Annotated in this window: 12 protein-coding genes; 7 read left to right on the top strand and 5 right to left on the bottom strand. The window is 39.1% G+C overall.

Features of this window, described 5'->3' with window-relative positions; genetic code table 11:
- Positions 1-67 precede the first annotated feature (67 nt).
- Positions 68-1,651: an isocitrate lyase gene (locus H4J54_RS06310; protein ID WP_182190051.1), complete on the top strand. Its 1,584-nt coding sequence runs from the start codon at positions 68-70 to the stop codon at positions 1,649-1,651.
- Between the two features lie 397 nt (positions 1,652-2,048).
- Positions 2,049-2,468, top strand: coding sequence for a thioesterase family protein (locus H4J54_RS06305; protein WP_182190050.1), 420 nt, complete (start codon positions 2,049-2,051; stop codon positions 2,466-2,468).
- Between the two features lie 13 nt (positions 2,469-2,481).
- Here H4J54_RS06305 and H4J54_RS06300 read toward each other — a convergent pair whose 3' ends face one another.
- Positions 2,482-3,405 (bottom strand): LysR family transcriptional regulator, encoded by a 924-nt coding sequence (locus H4J54_RS06300; RefSeq protein ID WP_182190049.1) that lies wholly within the window; start codon positions 3,403-3,405, stop codon positions 2,482-2,484.
- A 138-nt stretch (positions 3,406-3,543) separates the two neighbouring features.
- On the opposite strand from H4J54_RS06300, the gene H4J54_RS06295 reads away from it, so the two are divergent.
- Both H4J54_RS06295 and H4J54_RS06290 read left to right on the top strand, forming a co-directional pair.
- Positions 3,544-4,884, top strand: a complete 1,341-nt coding sequence (locus H4J54_RS06295) for an aspartate aminotransferase family protein (RefSeq protein WP_182190048.1) — start codon at positions 3,544-3,546, stop codon at positions 4,882-4,884.
- Between the two features lie 68 nt (positions 4,885-4,952).
- A complete protein-coding gene (locus H4J54_RS06290) occupies positions 4,953-6,443 on the top strand; it encodes a CoA-acylating methylmalonate-semialdehyde dehydrogenase (RefSeq protein WP_182190047.1) in 1,491 nt (496 codons plus the stop codon).
- A gap of 747 nt (positions 6,444-7,190) precedes the next feature.
- Here H4J54_RS06290 and H4J54_RS06285 read toward each other — a convergent pair.
- The 3 genes from H4J54_RS06285 to dctP form a co-directional block, all read right to left on the bottom strand.
- Positions 7,191-8,495, bottom strand: coding sequence for a TRAP transporter large permease (locus H4J54_RS06285; RefSeq protein ID WP_182190046.1), 1,305 nt, complete (start codon positions 8,493-8,495; stop codon positions 7,191-7,193).
- A gap of 6 nt (positions 8,496-8,501) precedes the next feature.
- Complete coding sequence (locus H4J54_RS06280) at positions 8,502-9,089, bottom strand: TRAP transporter small permease (protein ID WP_182190045.1); 588 nt, start codon at positions 9,087-9,089, stop codon at positions 8,502-8,504.
- 72 nt (positions 9,090-9,161) lie between these two features.
- Positions 9,162-10,187 carry a TRAP transporter substrate-binding protein DctP gene (gene dctP, locus H4J54_RS06275; protein ID WP_310650149.1) on the bottom strand — a complete coding sequence of 342 codons (1,026 nt, stop codon included), beginning with the start codon at positions 10,185-10,187 and terminating at the stop codon, positions 9,162-9,164.
- Positions 10,188-11,377: 1,190 nt separating this feature from the next.
- Between dctP and H4J54_RS06270 the strand changes: the two genes are divergently transcribed.
- Complete coding sequence (locus H4J54_RS06270) at positions 11,378-13,999, top strand: TonB-dependent siderophore receptor (protein ID WP_182190044.1); 2,622 nt, start codon at positions 11,378-11,380, stop codon at positions 13,997-13,999.
- A 513-nt stretch (positions 14,000-14,512) separates the two neighbouring features.
- On the opposite strand, the gene H4J54_RS06265 is transcribed toward H4J54_RS06270, so the two are convergent.
- The gene (locus tag H4J54_RS06265; RefSeq protein WP_182190043.1) at positions 14,513-15,364 is read right to left on the bottom strand and encodes an AraC family transcriptional regulator; all 852 of its coding nucleotides are present in this window, start codon (positions 15,362-15,364) and stop codon (positions 14,513-14,515) included.
- 203 nt (positions 15,365-15,567) lie between these two features.
- Between H4J54_RS06265 and H4J54_RS06260 the strand changes: the two genes are divergently transcribed.
- Both H4J54_RS06260 and H4J54_RS06255 read left to right on the top strand, forming a co-directional pair.
- Positions 15,568-16,236 carry a glutathione S-transferase family protein gene (locus tag H4J54_RS06260; RefSeq protein ID WP_182190042.1) on the top strand — a complete coding sequence of 223 codons (669 nt, stop codon included), beginning with the start codon at positions 15,568-15,570 and terminating at the stop codon, positions 16,234-16,236.
- Positions 16,237-16,611: 375 nt separating this feature from the next.
- Entirely contained in the window at positions 16,612-17,106 is a 495-nt protein-coding gene (locus tag H4J54_RS06255) for a (2Fe-2S)-binding protein (RefSeq protein WP_182136001.1), read from the top strand.
- Positions 17,107-17,108: the final 2 nt, after the last annotated feature.

The following is a 17,108-nucleotide window of genomic DNA, read 5'->3' as shown; positions in this document are numbered from 1 at the left end:
GCTTACATAAGCAGTTACATGATCAAACATATAAATACTGTCAGTTAAAAATTTTGGAGAAAGTCATATGTCTAATTATCAAAGTGCAATCGAAGCAGTTCAAGCAATTAAAGAAAAAGCTGGCAGTTCATGGAATGCCATTAATCCTGAATCAGTAGCCCGTATGCGAGCGCAGAACAAATTTAAAACAGGTTTAGACATTGCTCAGTATACTGCAAATATTATGCGTGCTGATATGGCAGCTTTTGACGCTGATAGTTCTAAGTACACCCAATCTTTAGGTTGTTGGCACGGTTTTATTGGCCAACAGAAAATGATTTCTATCAAGAAACATTTTGCCGGTCAAACAGACCGTCGTTACTTATATCTTTCGGGTTGGATGGTTGCTGCACTACGCAGTGAATTTGGTCCTCTTCCTGATCAATCTATGCACGAAAAAACCTCAGTAGCTGCTTTAGTTGCAGAGCTTTACACCTTTTTACGTCAAGCTGATGCCCGTGAACTAGGCGGTCTTTTCCGTGACCTAGACGCTGCAAGCGAAGGCGACAAAGCGGCTATTCAAGACCAAATTGATAACCACGTAACGCATGTTGTGCCAATTATTGCTGATATTGATGCAGGTTTTGGTAACGCTGAAGCGACTTACATCATGGCTAAGCAAATGATCGAAGCCGGTGCATGTGCACTTCAAATTGAAAACCAAGTGGCCGATGAAAAGCAATGTGGACACCAAGACGGTAAAGTGACGGTTCCTCATGCAGATTTTCATTCTAAAATTCGTGCATTGCGTCATGCTTTCTTAGAATTAGGTATCGACAACGGTATTATCGTTTCACGTACTGACTCTGAAGGTGCTGGCCTGACTAAAGAAATCGCCGTAGTTAAAGAAGTTGGCGATCAAGGTGACATATATAACTCTTTCCTAGACGTTGAAGAAATTGACGTAAGCGATATGGCTGAAGGCGATGTCTGTTTCAACCGTAACGGTAAGCTAGTTCGTCCTAAGCGCTTACCTTCTGGTTTATATCAATTCCGTCAAGGTACAGGTGAAGAGCGTTGTGTATTTGACAGCATTGAAGCGATTAAAGCGGGCGCTGACTTACTTTGGATTGAAACGGCAACACCAAACGTTGCTGACATCACAGCAATGATGAACGAAGTACGTAAAGAAATTCCAAATGCTAAGCTGGTTTACAATAACAGCCCATCATTTAACTGGACACTAAACTTCCGTCAGCAAGCCTTTGACGCCATGGTAGCCGCGGGTGAAGACGTATCTAACTATGTTCGTGCTGATTTAATGCATGTTGATTATGATACCACTGAGTTAGCGGTAGCTGCCGATGACAAAATCCGTAGTTTCCAAGCGGAGACTTCACGTGAAGCAGGTATTTTCCATCACTTAATTACCCTACCGACTTACCATACAGCGGCGTTATCTACCGATAACCTTGCGAAAGAATACTTTGGTGAAGCAGGTATGCTGGGTTATGTTGAAGGTGTACAGCGTAAAGAAATTCGTCAAGGTATCGCCTGTGTTAAACATCAAAACATGTCAGGTTCTGATATGGGTGATGATCACAAAGAATACTTTGCGGGTGAAAACGCGCTTAAAGCCGGTGGTGCGAATAACACTTCTAACCAGTTTTAATTGCACATCAGCATAAAAATTGGCTTAAAATAATACCCAACCTAAGTAAAAATACTGTGTTTAAGCAGTAATGCCGACAAGTTAGTATATTAAGCTTGAACACTGGCAGAAGAAAGCAAAATCCGATGAAACTTCTTCATCGGATTTTTTATGCCTGAAATTTAGTATTTGAACCTTTTATAATATGTTGAACCAATATGAGGTAGATCATTAAAAACTTCAGGATGGCAAGCACATGTTGATTTTTAAAATTGTGTGACTCACTTGAAACTATTTCTACAAATAGTTTAGGTTAATCTAGATTAAAGATTTACCATATTCATATATGGGTATATTATTTCGAATATGCATTTAAAATATTTTATACATTGATGGTTTTAGGGGGATTAGGAAAAATATGTTTTATGAAATAATAAAGCCACGAGTAGGTGAAACAGATGCTCTTGGGCACATCAATAATACGGTTATTCCACAATGGTTTGAAGGTGGAAGAAACCCAATATTTAGATTGTTTAGTCCTGAATTTAATTTAAACCTCAGTCAATGGGGGTTAACGTTAGCAAAAAGCACCATCGAGTTTCATTTACCACTGCTATTTGATTATGATGTTGAAATAAAAACCTATATTTCTCGCATCGGTACAAGCTCGCTTGATGTATATCAACAAGCATGGCAAAACGGTGTTAAACATGTTTCTGGCACGGCAGTGATGGTTCACTTTGATTTCATTACACGGGAATCACGTCCGATTTCTAATCACGTCAAACAAAATTTACATATTCACTTTAGTAATTCTATTGCTGAAACATATTATTAATTGAAATTTAGCGCTACTTTGATGTTTTGGCCAATTCTTCTAAATAAGCCTCTAAAATCAGATGGCTACGTGCGCCCTTGCTAGTAATTGCAGAGAAGTTAGTATTAAATGTTCTTTTATGAGCTTCAATAGCTCGTAGTTTATCTCTACCTACCCAACTCTGAGCAAAATGTGTTGGTAGAAAACCAATAAACCGCCCGGTTAATATCAAAAAAGCAATACCTTCTCTGTCCGTCGAAGTTGCAGTGGCATGAAGTTTTTTTTGTTGCTGCTTAATATCAACAGACTGCGGGTAACTAGGTACAACCGCGTCATATTGAACTAAAGCACTGTCACTAATTTTATGTAAATCCTGCTTAAATAAAGGATGTTTTTCGCTGCAATAAAGCAGGGATTGCTCTTTATACAGGGGCAAATAATTTAGGCCTGGCAGTGTTCTAAATTCAGGTATAACGCCAATATGCAATTGGCCATTTAAAATTGCTGCTTCAATATCATTTGGCGGAATCATACGGATATTAATAAAAACCTCAGGTCCGCGATGCTTCAAAGCACTTAATGCTCGTGTGATCCGCATCTGTTCAATCGTGACTAAGTTATCTGTAATACCTATATTCAATTCACCGACTAGATCTGTCTTTATCGCATTCATTTCAGCTCTAAAGTTTTCAAGACTGCCCAATAACTGTAGAGCAGATCGATAGACCTGTTCGCCATGCTCTGTTATTGAAAAACCTGAACGTCCTCTGTGGCAAAGCTTCATACTTAATAATGACTCTAACTCGGTTATCGCTAGGCTTATTGCGGGTCTACTGATATTGAGTTCAACTTCTGCTGCGGAGAAACCGCCTGACTCAATCACGACTTTATAAATTCTTAACAGCCGAATATGAGCGTCGCCTAATTGTCTTGGTAGTAAATTTTTATTTTTTTTCATTCTATGGCGCTATTAGGTAAGTAAAAGGTTAACTTAAGTTTTTAAAATATGAATTTAATAACCTATTAAATCATTGATAATGTAGACATGCAATTAAATATACGCTTCGGTAAACTTTATGAAAAGTAAGGTGGAATAATGAATAAAAATACACACGCAAGCCACGGTTTAACTCAAGAGCAGTTAGACTCGCACTGGATGCCATTTACTGCAAACAGAGAATTTAAAAAAGATCCTAGAATTATCGTTTCAGCAGCAGGAAATTACTATACTGATGCCGATGGTCGAAAAATATTTGACGGTCTTTCAGGGCTTTGGACTTGCGGGGCTGGTCATTGTCGTCCTGAAATTGCTGAAGCGGTAAGCAAGCAAGTTAAAGAATTAGACTATTCCCCTGCATTTCAATTTGGTCATCCTAAATCTTTTGAATTAGCGCACCGCATTACTGAGTTGATGCCAGAAGGGTTAAATCGTGTTTTTTTTACTGGTTCTGGCTCTGAATCAGTTGAAACAGCACTGAAAATTGCCCGCGGCTATTGGCGTAAAAAAGGCATGGCGAGTAAAACACGTTTTATTGGTCGTTCAAAGGGGTATCACGGTGTTAATTTTGGTGGTATTAGTGTCGGCGGAATTAGTGCAAATCGTACCATTTACGGACAAGGCATTGAAGCCGCACATTTAGCTCATACCCTGTTGCCAGAGAATGAATTTTGCCAAGGTATGCCTGAAACTGGCGCTGAATTAGCCAATGAATTAGAAGATATGGTGGCTTTATACGACGCTTCTAACATTGCTGCTGTGATTGTTGAACCCATGGCGGGATCTACAGGTGTTATTCCACCGCCAAAAGGTTATTTAAAACGCTTAAGAGAAATATGTACTAAACATAATATTTTACTGATTTTTGATGAAGTGATTACCGCATTTGGTCGTATGGGATCCAATACCGGTGCAGAAGAATTTGGCGTAACACCCGATATTATGACCGTAGCAAAACAGTTAACTAATGGTGTTATCCCTATGGGGGCTGTTATTGCTAAGCAAGAAATATACGATGCATTTATGGAAACTGGAGGTCCTGAGTACATGCTCGAGCTTCCTCACGGTTACACTTACTCAGCACACCCTGTTGCCTGTGCTGCAGCCCTTGCTTCATTGGATCTTCTAGCCAAAGATAACTTGCCTGAAAGAGTAAAGTCTATCGCACCGTATTTTCAAGAATTATTGCATAGTTTGAAAAGTTGCAAACATGTGCTCGATATTCGTAATTATGGTCTAGCTGGGGGGATCACCATTGCTCATGCCCCCGGTGAACCGGCAAAACGACCACACCAAATAGCCATGAAGATGTGGCAGAAAGGATTTTATGTTCGTTATGGCGGAGACACAATTCAGCTTGGTTTACCCTTTACTTCTACTTTGCCAGAAATAAGCAGCTTGATAAACGCGCTTGGCGAAACGCTTAACGAAATTGATTGATTTTTACACATTTTAATTTACACATTTTACTTTTACAGTAAGTAAACTAAAGCATTAAAGGAAAAAATATGACAACTATTGGCCACCTAATTAACGGCGAAATATATAACGATAATAACCGTACTCAAGATGTTTTTAACCCTGCAACGGGAAAAGCAGAAAAAAAAGTAGCACTTGCTTCCAAAGCAACGGTTGAAAAAGCGATTGCTGCCGCTCATGCAGCATATCCAGCGTGGCGAAATACGCCACCGATTAAACGTGCGCGTGTCATGTTTAGATTTAAAGAATTATTAGAACAAAACGCTGACAAAATTTGCCAATTAATTGGCCAAGAACATGGCAAAATATCTCATGATGCGGCAGGTGAATTACAACGTGGTATTGAAAATGTTGAATTTGCCTGTGGCGCGCCTGAATTATTGAAAGGTGAGCACAGCAAAAATGTTGGGCCAAATATTGATTCGTGGAGTGAATTCCAACCACTAGGTGTTGTTGCGGGTATTACACCTTTTAACTTCCCTGCTATGGTACCTATGTGGATGTTCCCACTTGCCATTGTTTGCGGTAATACCTTTATATTGAAACCCTCTGAGCGTGATCCAAGTTCTACTTTACTCATTGCCCAATTATTAAAAGAAGCCGGTTTACCTGATGGCGTAATGAACGTAGTTAATGGCGATAAAGAAGCCGTTGATACCTTATTAACTGATCAGCGAGTTAAAGCTGTCAGCTTTGTTGGCTCAACACCCATTGCAGAATATATTTATGCAACGGCCAGTGCTAATGGCAAACGTTGTCAAGCACTAGGTGGCGCAAAAAATCACGCCATAGTGATGCCTGATGCTGATATGGACAATACGGTAAATCAATTAGTAGGTGCTGCATTTGGCTCTTCTGGTGAGCGTTGTATGGCGTTGTCTGTAGCGGTAGCGGTGGGTAATGACGCAGGTGATGCGCTGGTTGAAAAAATGCAACAAGCAATGAAGGGTTTACGCGTTGGTGAGTACTCAAACGCTAATAACGATTTTGGACCCGTGATCACGCAAGCGCATCAAGACAAAGTGGTTGGGTATATTTCAAGTGCAGCTGAGCAAGGTGCTACTTTAGTTGTTGATGGCCGCAACCCAACCGTTGAAGGCTATGAAGAGGGTTTCTTTGTTGGTGCTACGCTAATCGACAACGTAACGGCAAGTATGGATAGTTACAAAGCTGAAATTTTCGGTCCCGTTTTACAAGTTATTAGAGTTAAAACGATGGAAGAAGCTATGCAACTTATTAATGATCATGAATACGGTAATGGTACCTGTATTTTTACTCGAGACGGTGAAGCAGCACGTTACTTCTCTGATCATATTGAAGTAGGTATGGTGGGCATTAACGTGCCATTACCTGTACCTGTTGCTTATCACAGTTTTGGTGGTTGGAAACGTAGTTTATTTGGTGATTTAAGTGCTTACGGCCCTGATGGCGTTAAATTTTACACTAAGCGTAAAACTATCACACAGCGCTGGCCTTCAAGTGGTGTGCGTGAGGGGGTAAGTTTTGCTTTCCCAAGCTAATATCCATAGTCCAGCAAGTTAGCGGTTAAAGTTTTATTTTAAAGACTTACCTGCTCTATAGATTTTTAGATGCTCCGACATGGATGTGGGGCATTAGCATAACGCAATAGTTGTTAACGAGAATAAACCTTTTCGGCTTTGCCATTCTACTTCGCCATCCTGCTTCGCTCTACCTCTACCTCTAACTATAAGTCTTACATCCATAGTACCGTCTGCAATAAATGCCATGGCGCTAAGTCTTTGACATATTGCTCAGTGTGGGTAAATTTATTGGCATGGCTATAAGTCATAGCAATTGAATTAAGTCATTGATCCATTGTAAGTGAGGGTAGATATTCAAGCGCAAGGCGCTTGATTGAGTCATAGCTGGCTATTGGGATTGAAAGTAACGCAGATATTGAAGGTTTATAACACGTTAGCATGATGGATTATTTATTTTAATTGCTATAAGTTTTAATGCACTGGGATTGCCACAAATTCATCAAAATCCACAGAGCTGGGAGTCCAGCTTGAATCATTGGCTGTAAACGAATATGAAGCGGGGTTAATCAGGACTATATCGTTAATCAATAACAACTATCTTGCTAAGAAAATAGCTGACAAAGCTGGTTTTTTTCTCTGTATTGCTTGGAAAAAACCGTGACTGAATTAGTTTGCTTCAGGGGTAGCCATTTTACTTTTTTGGTATCCCTGAAGCTTTCTTGCATTGGTATGTACGGCCAAAATATAAAGAGCAATATGACTCTTTTAATCAATTCCCATCAATAAACGCGGTAAATATAATGCCAGATCAGGTACAAATGTGACTAATAGCACCATAGGCAAATGACCAAAGAAGAGTAATTTAACTGTTGGAACAATATATTTATTCAGAGGCAACTTAGCCACACCTCCAGCCATATATAGCATAGGAGCACAAGGTGGTGAAACATTACCTAAGCCTAAGTTTACGCCAACTATAGCGGCAAAATGAATAGGGTGAATACCCAGCTCTTGAACCACGGGCAAGAAAATAATAGCGGCAAGTACGCCGCCAGAAATATCATCAACAATCATCCCAATAAGTAGTAGTAGCAGGTTAATAACCAACAGAATGACTAACTTATGTTCAGATATGTCTAATAAAGCTTCCGCAAGCTGCTTAGGTACTTGCTCAAGGATCATAGCGCGGCTCATAATAAACAAAAAGAATAAAACTGCCATGATGGAACCGGTCATAATAACTGCTCGAACCGTCGCACTACCTAGTGTTTTAAACGTCAGCCCTTTATAGACCATTAAACTAACAGGTATCGCATATATTACCGCAATGGCGGCTGCTTCAGTTGGCGTTGCAATGCCACTGTAAATAGCTCCTAAGATAATAATGGGCATTAATAAAGCAAAAAATGCTTTATTACCTGAGTGAACCACTCCGCGTACAGCCTGTTTAAAAGGGAGAGCAGGTTCTACCTTAATGTCGGTGTTATTGCGTAAAAACCAAAAATTTAATCCACAGTAGATAATGGTCAACATAATACCGGGAATAATAGTCGATAAAAATGCAGCACCGACCGATAATCCCCCAGTAATAGAAAATATAATCATGGGAATGCTAGGAGGGATCAGTAATGCTAAAACAGATGAGCAAGCAACTAGCGCTGTAGCATGTCCCTCAGGATAGCCTTCTTTTTTCATGCGAGGGATCATGATCTGTCCAATCGCAGCAATAGACGCCGAAGAGCTGCCAGATATTGCGCCAAAAAGTGCACAGGTCACCACGGTTACTGCACCCAAACCCCCTTTAACTCGGCCTACTATGGAATTAACAAAATCAAGTAAACGCTCTGATATCCCACCTTCTGCCATTAATATACCCGCTAAAATAAACAATGGCAGGGCTAATAGCGCAAAGCCACTCGCTAAATTAAAGCCATGAGTGGCTAAATATGAAATATCATTACCGGTTGTAAAAGTAAATAATAACGCGCCAAAACCAAAGGCAAAGGCAACAGGAGTTTCTATTAATAAAAGCACAACGATGGCTAACATACATAAAAGGAAAATAGTCATAGTGCTTTACCCCTTATTACGGTTGTGTGATTGATCTTTAATGTCTAACATCTGACGAAAATCCTTAAGAGTTTGTAAGAGAAAATAGACCGACATCAACAAAAATCCAAAAACCATACTCGCTGTCCATAACCCTTTAGGCCATTGCAGATATAAACTCATTCGCTCTTTTTCAATGACAAATAATCCATACTTGGCAGAAAAATAGCCAAAAATACAGGCGGTAACTAGACAAATAACTGAAACAATGAAGCGCAGCATTTGGATTTTAAAAGCATCATAAACAATCAAACTAACAATACCACCATGAATGTGTGAGCGCTGTTTAGTCGCATAACCCATCCCTAGAAAAGAAACCCAAACGGCAAGTAAAATAGCCGCTTCTTCAATACCCGCAAAAGGAGACTCAAGCACATATCGCATAATAACTTGGGTAAACATTAATACGGCTAATCCCAAACCAGTAAATACCATTGCCCCTCGAAGGCAATAATCGAGTATAGATTCCAGTTTTTGTAATACTTTGTATTTTGGAACACCAGGTGCTTTAAACTGCTGTGCCGGGCTTGATGGTGCTAACTTTTTAATATTCATATATATCTTCTTTATCAGAGGGAAGCTAAGCCTAAGTAATTGATGACCTTAGCTAAAGAGAGCCTAACAAAACTATCTTATGTCAGCGATATCACGCACTAAGTTCATAATGTCGACACCCACTTTTTCTTCCATATAGGGCCACTCATTCTCATACAAAATATCTTTAGCTATCGCTAGATCTTCATCTGATAATTCAATGATTTTAATGCCTGCATCTCGAACTTTCTCTAAAAAATTATTATCAATAGATTCTGCTTCTTGCCATACCCAATTAAGCGTTTTATCCACGGCGGCTTGCATTTTATTTCTTTCAAGATCAGAAAGGTCTTCCCACCACTGTTTATTGACGAGCCAAAAGGCATGTTCAAAATAATCACGAGTAAGAATGTAAGCTTCTAGCACATCACGCATCTGATAAATCTCAACCGCTGGACCAAATGCCCTACCATCTACAGTACCTAACTGTAACGCAGTATATAACTCGGAATATGGCATTGGAACTGCCGAAAACCCCCAGTTTTGAAAACGTTGAATGGCCAAGGGCGATGGGATCACGCGCATTTTTATGCCTTTAGCATCTTCAGGAAAGCGAGTAGGGATTTTCCCTACCCCTTTACTGATCGTAATAGAGCCAAAGCCGGTAGGAATAGTCCCTAGCGCGACAAGGTCTAGATCAGAAAAAATTTCATTATAAACGTCAATCATAGGTCCACCAGGGCCATAAACTTCATGAGCGCTTGTCCAGTTATCAACGACATAGCCGAGCCAAGTTAAATCCAGTCGCGCATCAAATTCTGATGCGCCATAGGTAATAGTCATGGGAATAACGCCTAACATGGCTTGCTCAAACTGCGAGGTCCAGTCACCTAAGTCTCCACCGGGATGATAATCAGGTTTATAGGAAGAGTTTTTGTTATTAAGTTTTTCGATGAATTTTTGCGAAGTGTGATGGAAAATATGTTCAGTATTGTAAGCTTGGGTAAATATAAATTTACTCTTTGAATGTGCAATATTAATGGATGATATAAATATCAAACTAACAAAAAATAAAAAACTCAGCCGTTTTTTTTGGGTAGGTATAATTTTTTTTAACACTATAGTAAGCCTCTATTATTGTTTTTATAAGCTAAGGACGAAATTATTATAATAATGTCAACCTTAGTGAGGTAGCATGCTCTGGTCTTAAAGTTAAGGTAAATAATGATGCCTTGGTGTTATATACTTTTTAGCTGCAACAATAAGGCTAGGATCTGTTTACACAGACAGTTCCCTTAATGTCAGTAAAACTATTATTCACCTAGTCTGCTATATACAAAGTGCTTACTATGATTATTTATGTTTCAGCTCTCTGCATTTTACAAATTCATTAGCTTAACGCTATTATCAACACCCAGTTAGATTAGTAAATCTAAATATTTTTAACTTAAGTTAAGTGAATACTTACCTAAATAATTACCATGAAAATAGCCTGTAGAATAAAACTGACAACTTTATACTCAACAGTAGACTCGTGACCTAAGATGATTACCCCTTTAAAAATACTGAACCAAGCATTTAGCCTAATACTATAAATAGGCCTAGCAGGGGATATAATACCAATCTCACTAATTATCTGATCATTTTTACGGGTTAAAATAAACCACTACTACGTTATTTATTTAACAATGAGAACCACTAGTGATTACAATAAATGTCTTATATTTGGCCATTTTTCCTGCGTATAAAGTAGACCACCTAATTAATGAAATTGGTATGAAAAGCAGTAAACGATTTTCTGTGTCTAACTTGTTACTCGTTGGGACTAGAGTAGCCCTAATAGCTTAATCTATTATGAGTTGTATAAACTAACATCAAGTTTTAGCTCATCATGCCGGTCAAAAACACTATGTCCCACGGCTCAAGCCACTTGAATAAAATAGTATTACGCTCACGCTTCCCCTTAAGTTCTAGCTGTGTTCTCGTCGATTTTAACCGGTAAAAACACCAGGGTAATAGGCTGTCCTGCCTACCATTGAGTGATCATGTTTTCACTCAATGAGTAAAGCCAAAGCACAGATAAATGAGTTATTCCTATGATTTTTGTTCGTTATTCAGCCAATATCTGACATTTTTCATCGTTAAATGTCAATTGGTAACATAACTTTACATTTAAGTTAAGTTTCATATGGACTTACCTGTTAAAACCAAGTTTTATTTGTTGTAAAAAGCTGCTAATTTATCTTAGTTAAATAGTATTTTAATTAATAGAACACAAATAATTATAAAAGCACCAAAAGGAAGGAAACATGAAAGTCTTAAATAATCGTAAACACACACTCGCCTTAAGCATTACCGCCGCATTATTTGCTTCACAAAGTTATATTGCCGTTGCGGCAGAAAAAGACAGCGTAGAAAGAATACAAGTTACCGGTTCTCATATTCAGAGAACTGACATGGAGGGACCCTCTCCATTAACATCACTAAGTGCAGAAGATATTGCCAATAGTGGCGTGACTGATCTTATCGGCCTTTTCACTAAATTACCTATGGCAGGACAAGGCACTTTTTCAACGCAAGGAAACAGCAGTGATAATACCAGCAATGGTGGTTCAAGTGTTTCATTACGTGGTTTGGGTGCAGACTCAACATTAATATTAGTGAACGGAAGACGTGTTTCTGTGTCACCATTTGCTAATAATATTGATACCGCTTTTGTTGATATCAATAATATTCCATTAGCGGCTATTAAACGCGTTGATATTCTAAAAGATGGTGCCTCAGCCACTTATGGTTCTGATGCTGTCGCCGGCGTTATTAACATTATCTTAAGAGACGATGTTGAAGGTGCCGAAATTTCAGCCAAACTCGGTGACACCGCTGATGGCGGTGGTAAAGAAAAAAACCTTAGTATTGTTTGGGGCAGCTCAACAGAAAAAAGTAGCCACACTTTTGCTTTAGATTACTTTGACCGCGAAGAAATCCTTTATGCTGATCGAGATTATTCAAAATCAGCTAATCAAAAAGCATTAAGACCTAACGACCCATTTGCTACAGACTTTAGAAGTTCATCAGGGTTCCCAGGTACTATTGCTTTAGCGAGTAACTCAACTAATCGTTTGCCTGATACCTTTGGTAATGATGTTTGTGCTGAAGCAGATATTGTTGGTAACCTTTGTCGTTATGATTACGCGCCAGTAATGACCTCAGTTCCGGCTACTGAACGTGCTAGCTTTATTTATTTAGGTAAGTACGAAATTAATGACAATTTACGTGGCTTTGCAGAATTAAACGGTCAACATTCAAAAACCACTATTCGTGGTGCCGGTAGCCCAAGTTTTAACGAGTTATTTATGGCGGGAGATAACCTTAATCACCCCTTTGCCGATTTACCTGAACATGAGTTTTATCAGCAAGATTTAACCATGCGTCGACGTATGCTCGATATTGGTAATCGTGAAAAACGCGTTACTTCTAATTATTATCGCTCGATTATTGGTTTACAAGGCGAGATTAAAGATTGGAGTTGGGAAGTTGCTTATAACTACATTAAAAGTGAATCGACAGAGCGTGGCGTAAATGGTTTCCCTAATTCTCGTCGTACGCAAGAAGCGATTGACAGTGGTTTATGGAACCCATTTGAACCCTCAAGTAACAGTCAGGAATCATTAGACTTTATTGAAACTACTACCACACGTATTGGTAAATCAACCAGTAAGTCATTTGATGGTAAAATCAGTGGTTCAGTAATGGAAATGGCACACGGCGATCTTGGTTTAGCGGTAGGTGTTGAATACAGAGAAGAGAGCATTAGTGATAACCCTGATGATCAATTCTTGCGTGGTGAAGTTTTTGGTACGGAAGCAACTCAAGCTAACGGTTCTCGCGACAATACCTCTATTTTTGCAGAATTAGCGATTCCAGTACTTGATACCTTAGAAGTACAGGTGGCGTTACGTCATGAAGATTATAGCGATTTTGGTACTACTACCGATCCAAAAGTAGCCTTTATTTGGCAACCAACTGATGCTTTATCATTACGTGGTTCATACGGTACAGCGTTTAGAGCACCGTCATTACATCAAATTGGTTTAGGTAATACAGATGAGTCACCTAACTTAGTTGACTCGGTACGTTGTGCCGCTGTTGGCAATGTTAATAAAGCCTGTGAGCCGCAAGAGTATACCGCAGTACTATCAGGTAATGCTGATTTAGGCCCTGAGGAGTCTAAAAGTTATAACTTAGGTTTAATCTATGAACTAACTGATAACATGGATTTTTCAGTAGATTATTATGATTATGATATCGAAAATGTTATTACTAAAGACACGCAGTTTAAATTTAGTACCTTGGGTAATGATCCCTCAGTAGTTGAGCGTTTACCGTCAAGTGTTGCTGGCGATCCGGGTGAAGTAGTGCGTATTTTTGATCAATATGAAAATATTGGCAATATCACCACATCAGGCTTAGACGTCGAAGCTAATTATGGCTTAGAAACAGATATGGGTGATTTCAGATTTACCTATGCTCTAAATTACGTTTTATCTTATGAAGATGCTCGCCCGAATGCTGATAGCTCTATGCGCATTGATACTCAAGAAGGTGACTTTGAACAACCTGAAGTACGTTGGTCATTTAACACGGCTTGGGTACAAGGTGACTGGAACGCAAGTATGGCGGTTAACTATGTTGGCGAATTTAAACAAGACGCTTCAGTGGCTACTGAAGGTATGAATGATATAGATTCATTGACAACGGTTGACACCACAGTGAATTATATCGGTATTAAAGATACCACCTTAAGTATTGGTGCCACCAACTTGTTTAATGAAGAACCTCCGTTTGCTTATCATGATTTTACGGGCTTCGTCAGTGGCACACACAATAGCCAAGGCCGTTTTGTCTACGTTAAAGCAAGCTACAAATTTTAAATAACACTGAGTATGTAACCCTATAGAAAAGTATTTAAAATTGTTAAAAAGCTCTTACTTAGGTAAGAGCTTTTTTTTGATGCCATTTTTAGGCTCTGTTTCACAAGATTTTTTCTAGGCTATAAAGTCACCTGTTTAAAGGATTACAGAAAAAATGAGTATGTTAGCCAAAATTTATTTTACTAATGATTATGTAGCGCTGAGTGATGGTTTTGTCGGTCGCACTTTAAGTCTGTCAATCGTTAAGCGGGCCATTCATGTAACGTTGGGCGATTTTTTGTAGGTCAGACTTTAGTCTGAAAACCGTTCAGCGGGCCATTCATATGATGGGCCAAAAAAACATCAGCAGCGGGGTGTTTTTGTCACTAATTTTTTGTACCTATGGCGGTTAAATTTCATTTAACCTGATGATCTAAAGTCAAAGCTAGGTTGCAGTTACATTAAAGTTAAATAGCAGCTTCATAGCACCTAGATAGCCTTAAGGCCGAGCATGTATTGGTCACTAAATTTAGTTTAAATTTTTCGCATTTCTTCATTAGGTGACTTTGTTAGTGTGCTTCCTTGATTTTTAATCATCTGCCGAAAAGCGCCAGGCGTTATGCCATAGCGGCGTTTAAAGTGTCGATATAAATGGCTTAAATTACTAAAGCCTGTCGCGAATGCTACTGCTGTTATATCTGTGTCTGAGCTGGCAAGTAATTTAGCCACAGCATCGCAGCGCACCTTGAGGAGATATTCAATGACACTGAATCCTGTGTGCTGACGAAATTGACGCGCAAAATGACTTCTCGAGATGTTAACTTGATTTGCCACCATTTCCAGCGTGATATCCATGGCATAGTTGTCATGAATCCAATGCTGAGCTTTAGTCATTCGCAGCGATGATTGCGCACTTGTTTTCTGTTCATAACCGACACTACTCATATGAATAAGTAATAACCGCAAGTATAAATTCTCTTTTAAACTGGCATGCAATAGCGAGCTGGAATCAGGAGATGCTTGGATTTCGTGGGCAATTTTTTGCATTTCCTCAGTGCTGTCATCGGTATTAAGTGGGTTATTGTTGATTAAAAAGCCACCTTCAGATAGCGTATTTAAAAACAGCCGGTTAGTCGGGTTTGATAAAGTATCAAATGACGGTGGATTAATGCAGACAAAGAGTAACTTGGTCGCCTTGTGCTTATCAATAGCAATGGTATGTGGATATTTAGCGGGGATAAAAATAGAGTGTCCAGCTGAAAAGTGATGCACCTCGTCCTTAATGCTAATGTTTACACTGCCTTGTAAACAGACAACAAACTCATGCAGGTTATGGTGGTGTTGCTCGATATCATGATGTAATACCACACTGGAAGTCCAAAGCATGAAAATAGTCCGATAGTATAGTTATAGGGTTCAATGCTATGCGACAGTAGACAATAAAGATACTAAAATAACACACACTTGCACTATTGTGCCCTAAGTTGTGGCCATAAAAAAGATTGCCAAGGTCAATGCTTAACTCTGGCAATTGAATGGTAATCGAATGGCAATAGCTTAGTTGATATTTTATCTTATTGGAGAAAACTATGCTTGTTGTACATCACTTAAATAATTCTCGGTCTCAACGGGTGCTTTGGGCTTTGGAAGAGCTTGGCGTACCTTATGAAGTAAAACAATATCAACGTGATCTCAAGACTAATCTAGCGCCTGCTAGCCTTAAAAAAATACATCCTTTGGGTAAATCTCCAGTGATTACCGATGGTGACATTACTGTTGCAGAATCTGGAGCGATTATTGAATATCTAGCGCAAACTTATGGTGAGGGAAATTTCATCCCTGAGACTAAAACTGAAGCGCATCGCCAGTATTTATACTGGTTACATTTTGCCGAAGGTACTATGATGCAGCAATTATTGTTGAAACTCATTTTAGAAAAGGCAGTGCAAAGATCGAAGCCATTTTTTGTTAAATACATAGCTAAAGCTATTATGAAAAAAGTCATGGCGGGCTATGTTGGGCCCAATATTACGGCTAATTTAGCGTTAATTGAGCGCCATTTAACTGATAATGAATGGTTTGCTGGCGATCAGCTATCAGGCGCTGATATTCAAATGAGTTTTCCTTTAGAAGCATGGGCGGCAAGAAAGACAGTTGACCAAGATTATCCAAACATTATTGCCTACGTTAAACGTTTTCAGGTTCGATCAGCGTATCAAAAAGCCTTAAAATCGGGTGGCACCTACGATTATGCCTAGCTTTAGCCGTTTAATAAAAAGCCATTAATAGAAAGTGTTAAACTTAGCGTTATAAAGTGCATGATAAAAACGGCCTTGTTAGTGCATTGTTATTGCATTATTAGTACGTTATTAATGCGATGTTAATCGTTGGCTTTATTAGGCTCTTGACCTCAAAAAAATGATGAATATCGAAAGATATAAGCTGCCATGTTAACGGTGCATTGTTTGGCCTAGCGGTTTTTTTTCGAGAGAGTAGTTCCTTGAAAACATCGCTTTATTAATCTCAGTGAGTGCCAAGCGCGTTTAGATAAATAATTAGCCACTGTCATAAGTGGCGTACTTAATAGATTGATGAGTTGTTAATGTTTCAACTCAATTTTGGGAGAGAAAGCTATGATTGTATTCAAGTTAAATGGGAACAAGGTTTCCTCTGCTGCTGATGTAAACACACCATTATTATGGGTTATCCGTGATGAATTTGGTTTTAAAGGCACAAAGTTTGGTTGTGGTATTGGTCTGTGTGGTGCTTGTACCGTGCATATTGACGGTGCGCCAGTTAGAACATGCTCTTTTCCGTTAATAGCAGCAGAAAATAAAAATATCACCACGATTGAAGGTTTAGAAAACAAACATCCATTACAACAAACCTGGATTGATGAACAGGTGCCGCAATGTGGCTACTGCCAGTCGGGACAAATTATGCAAGCGGCTACTTTATTAGCCAGTAATTCGTCACCGAGTGACCAAGAAATTGTTGATCACATGAGTGGAAATTTATGTCGCTGTATGGCTTATGTACGCATTAAAAGTGCGATTAAAAATGCGGCAGGTGTGATGTCAGCCGATGTGCAAACTTTTGATCCTAGCTCTTCAACGCAACAATCATAAAG

Origin of the sequence: Colwellia sp. MB3u-8 (assembly GCF_014076985.1) — a bacterium.
Lineage (GTDB): Bacteria > Pseudomonadota > Gammaproteobacteria > Enterobacterales > Alteromonadaceae > Cognaticolwellia.
This window is presented reverse-complemented; position numbering and strand designations above follow the sequence as displayed.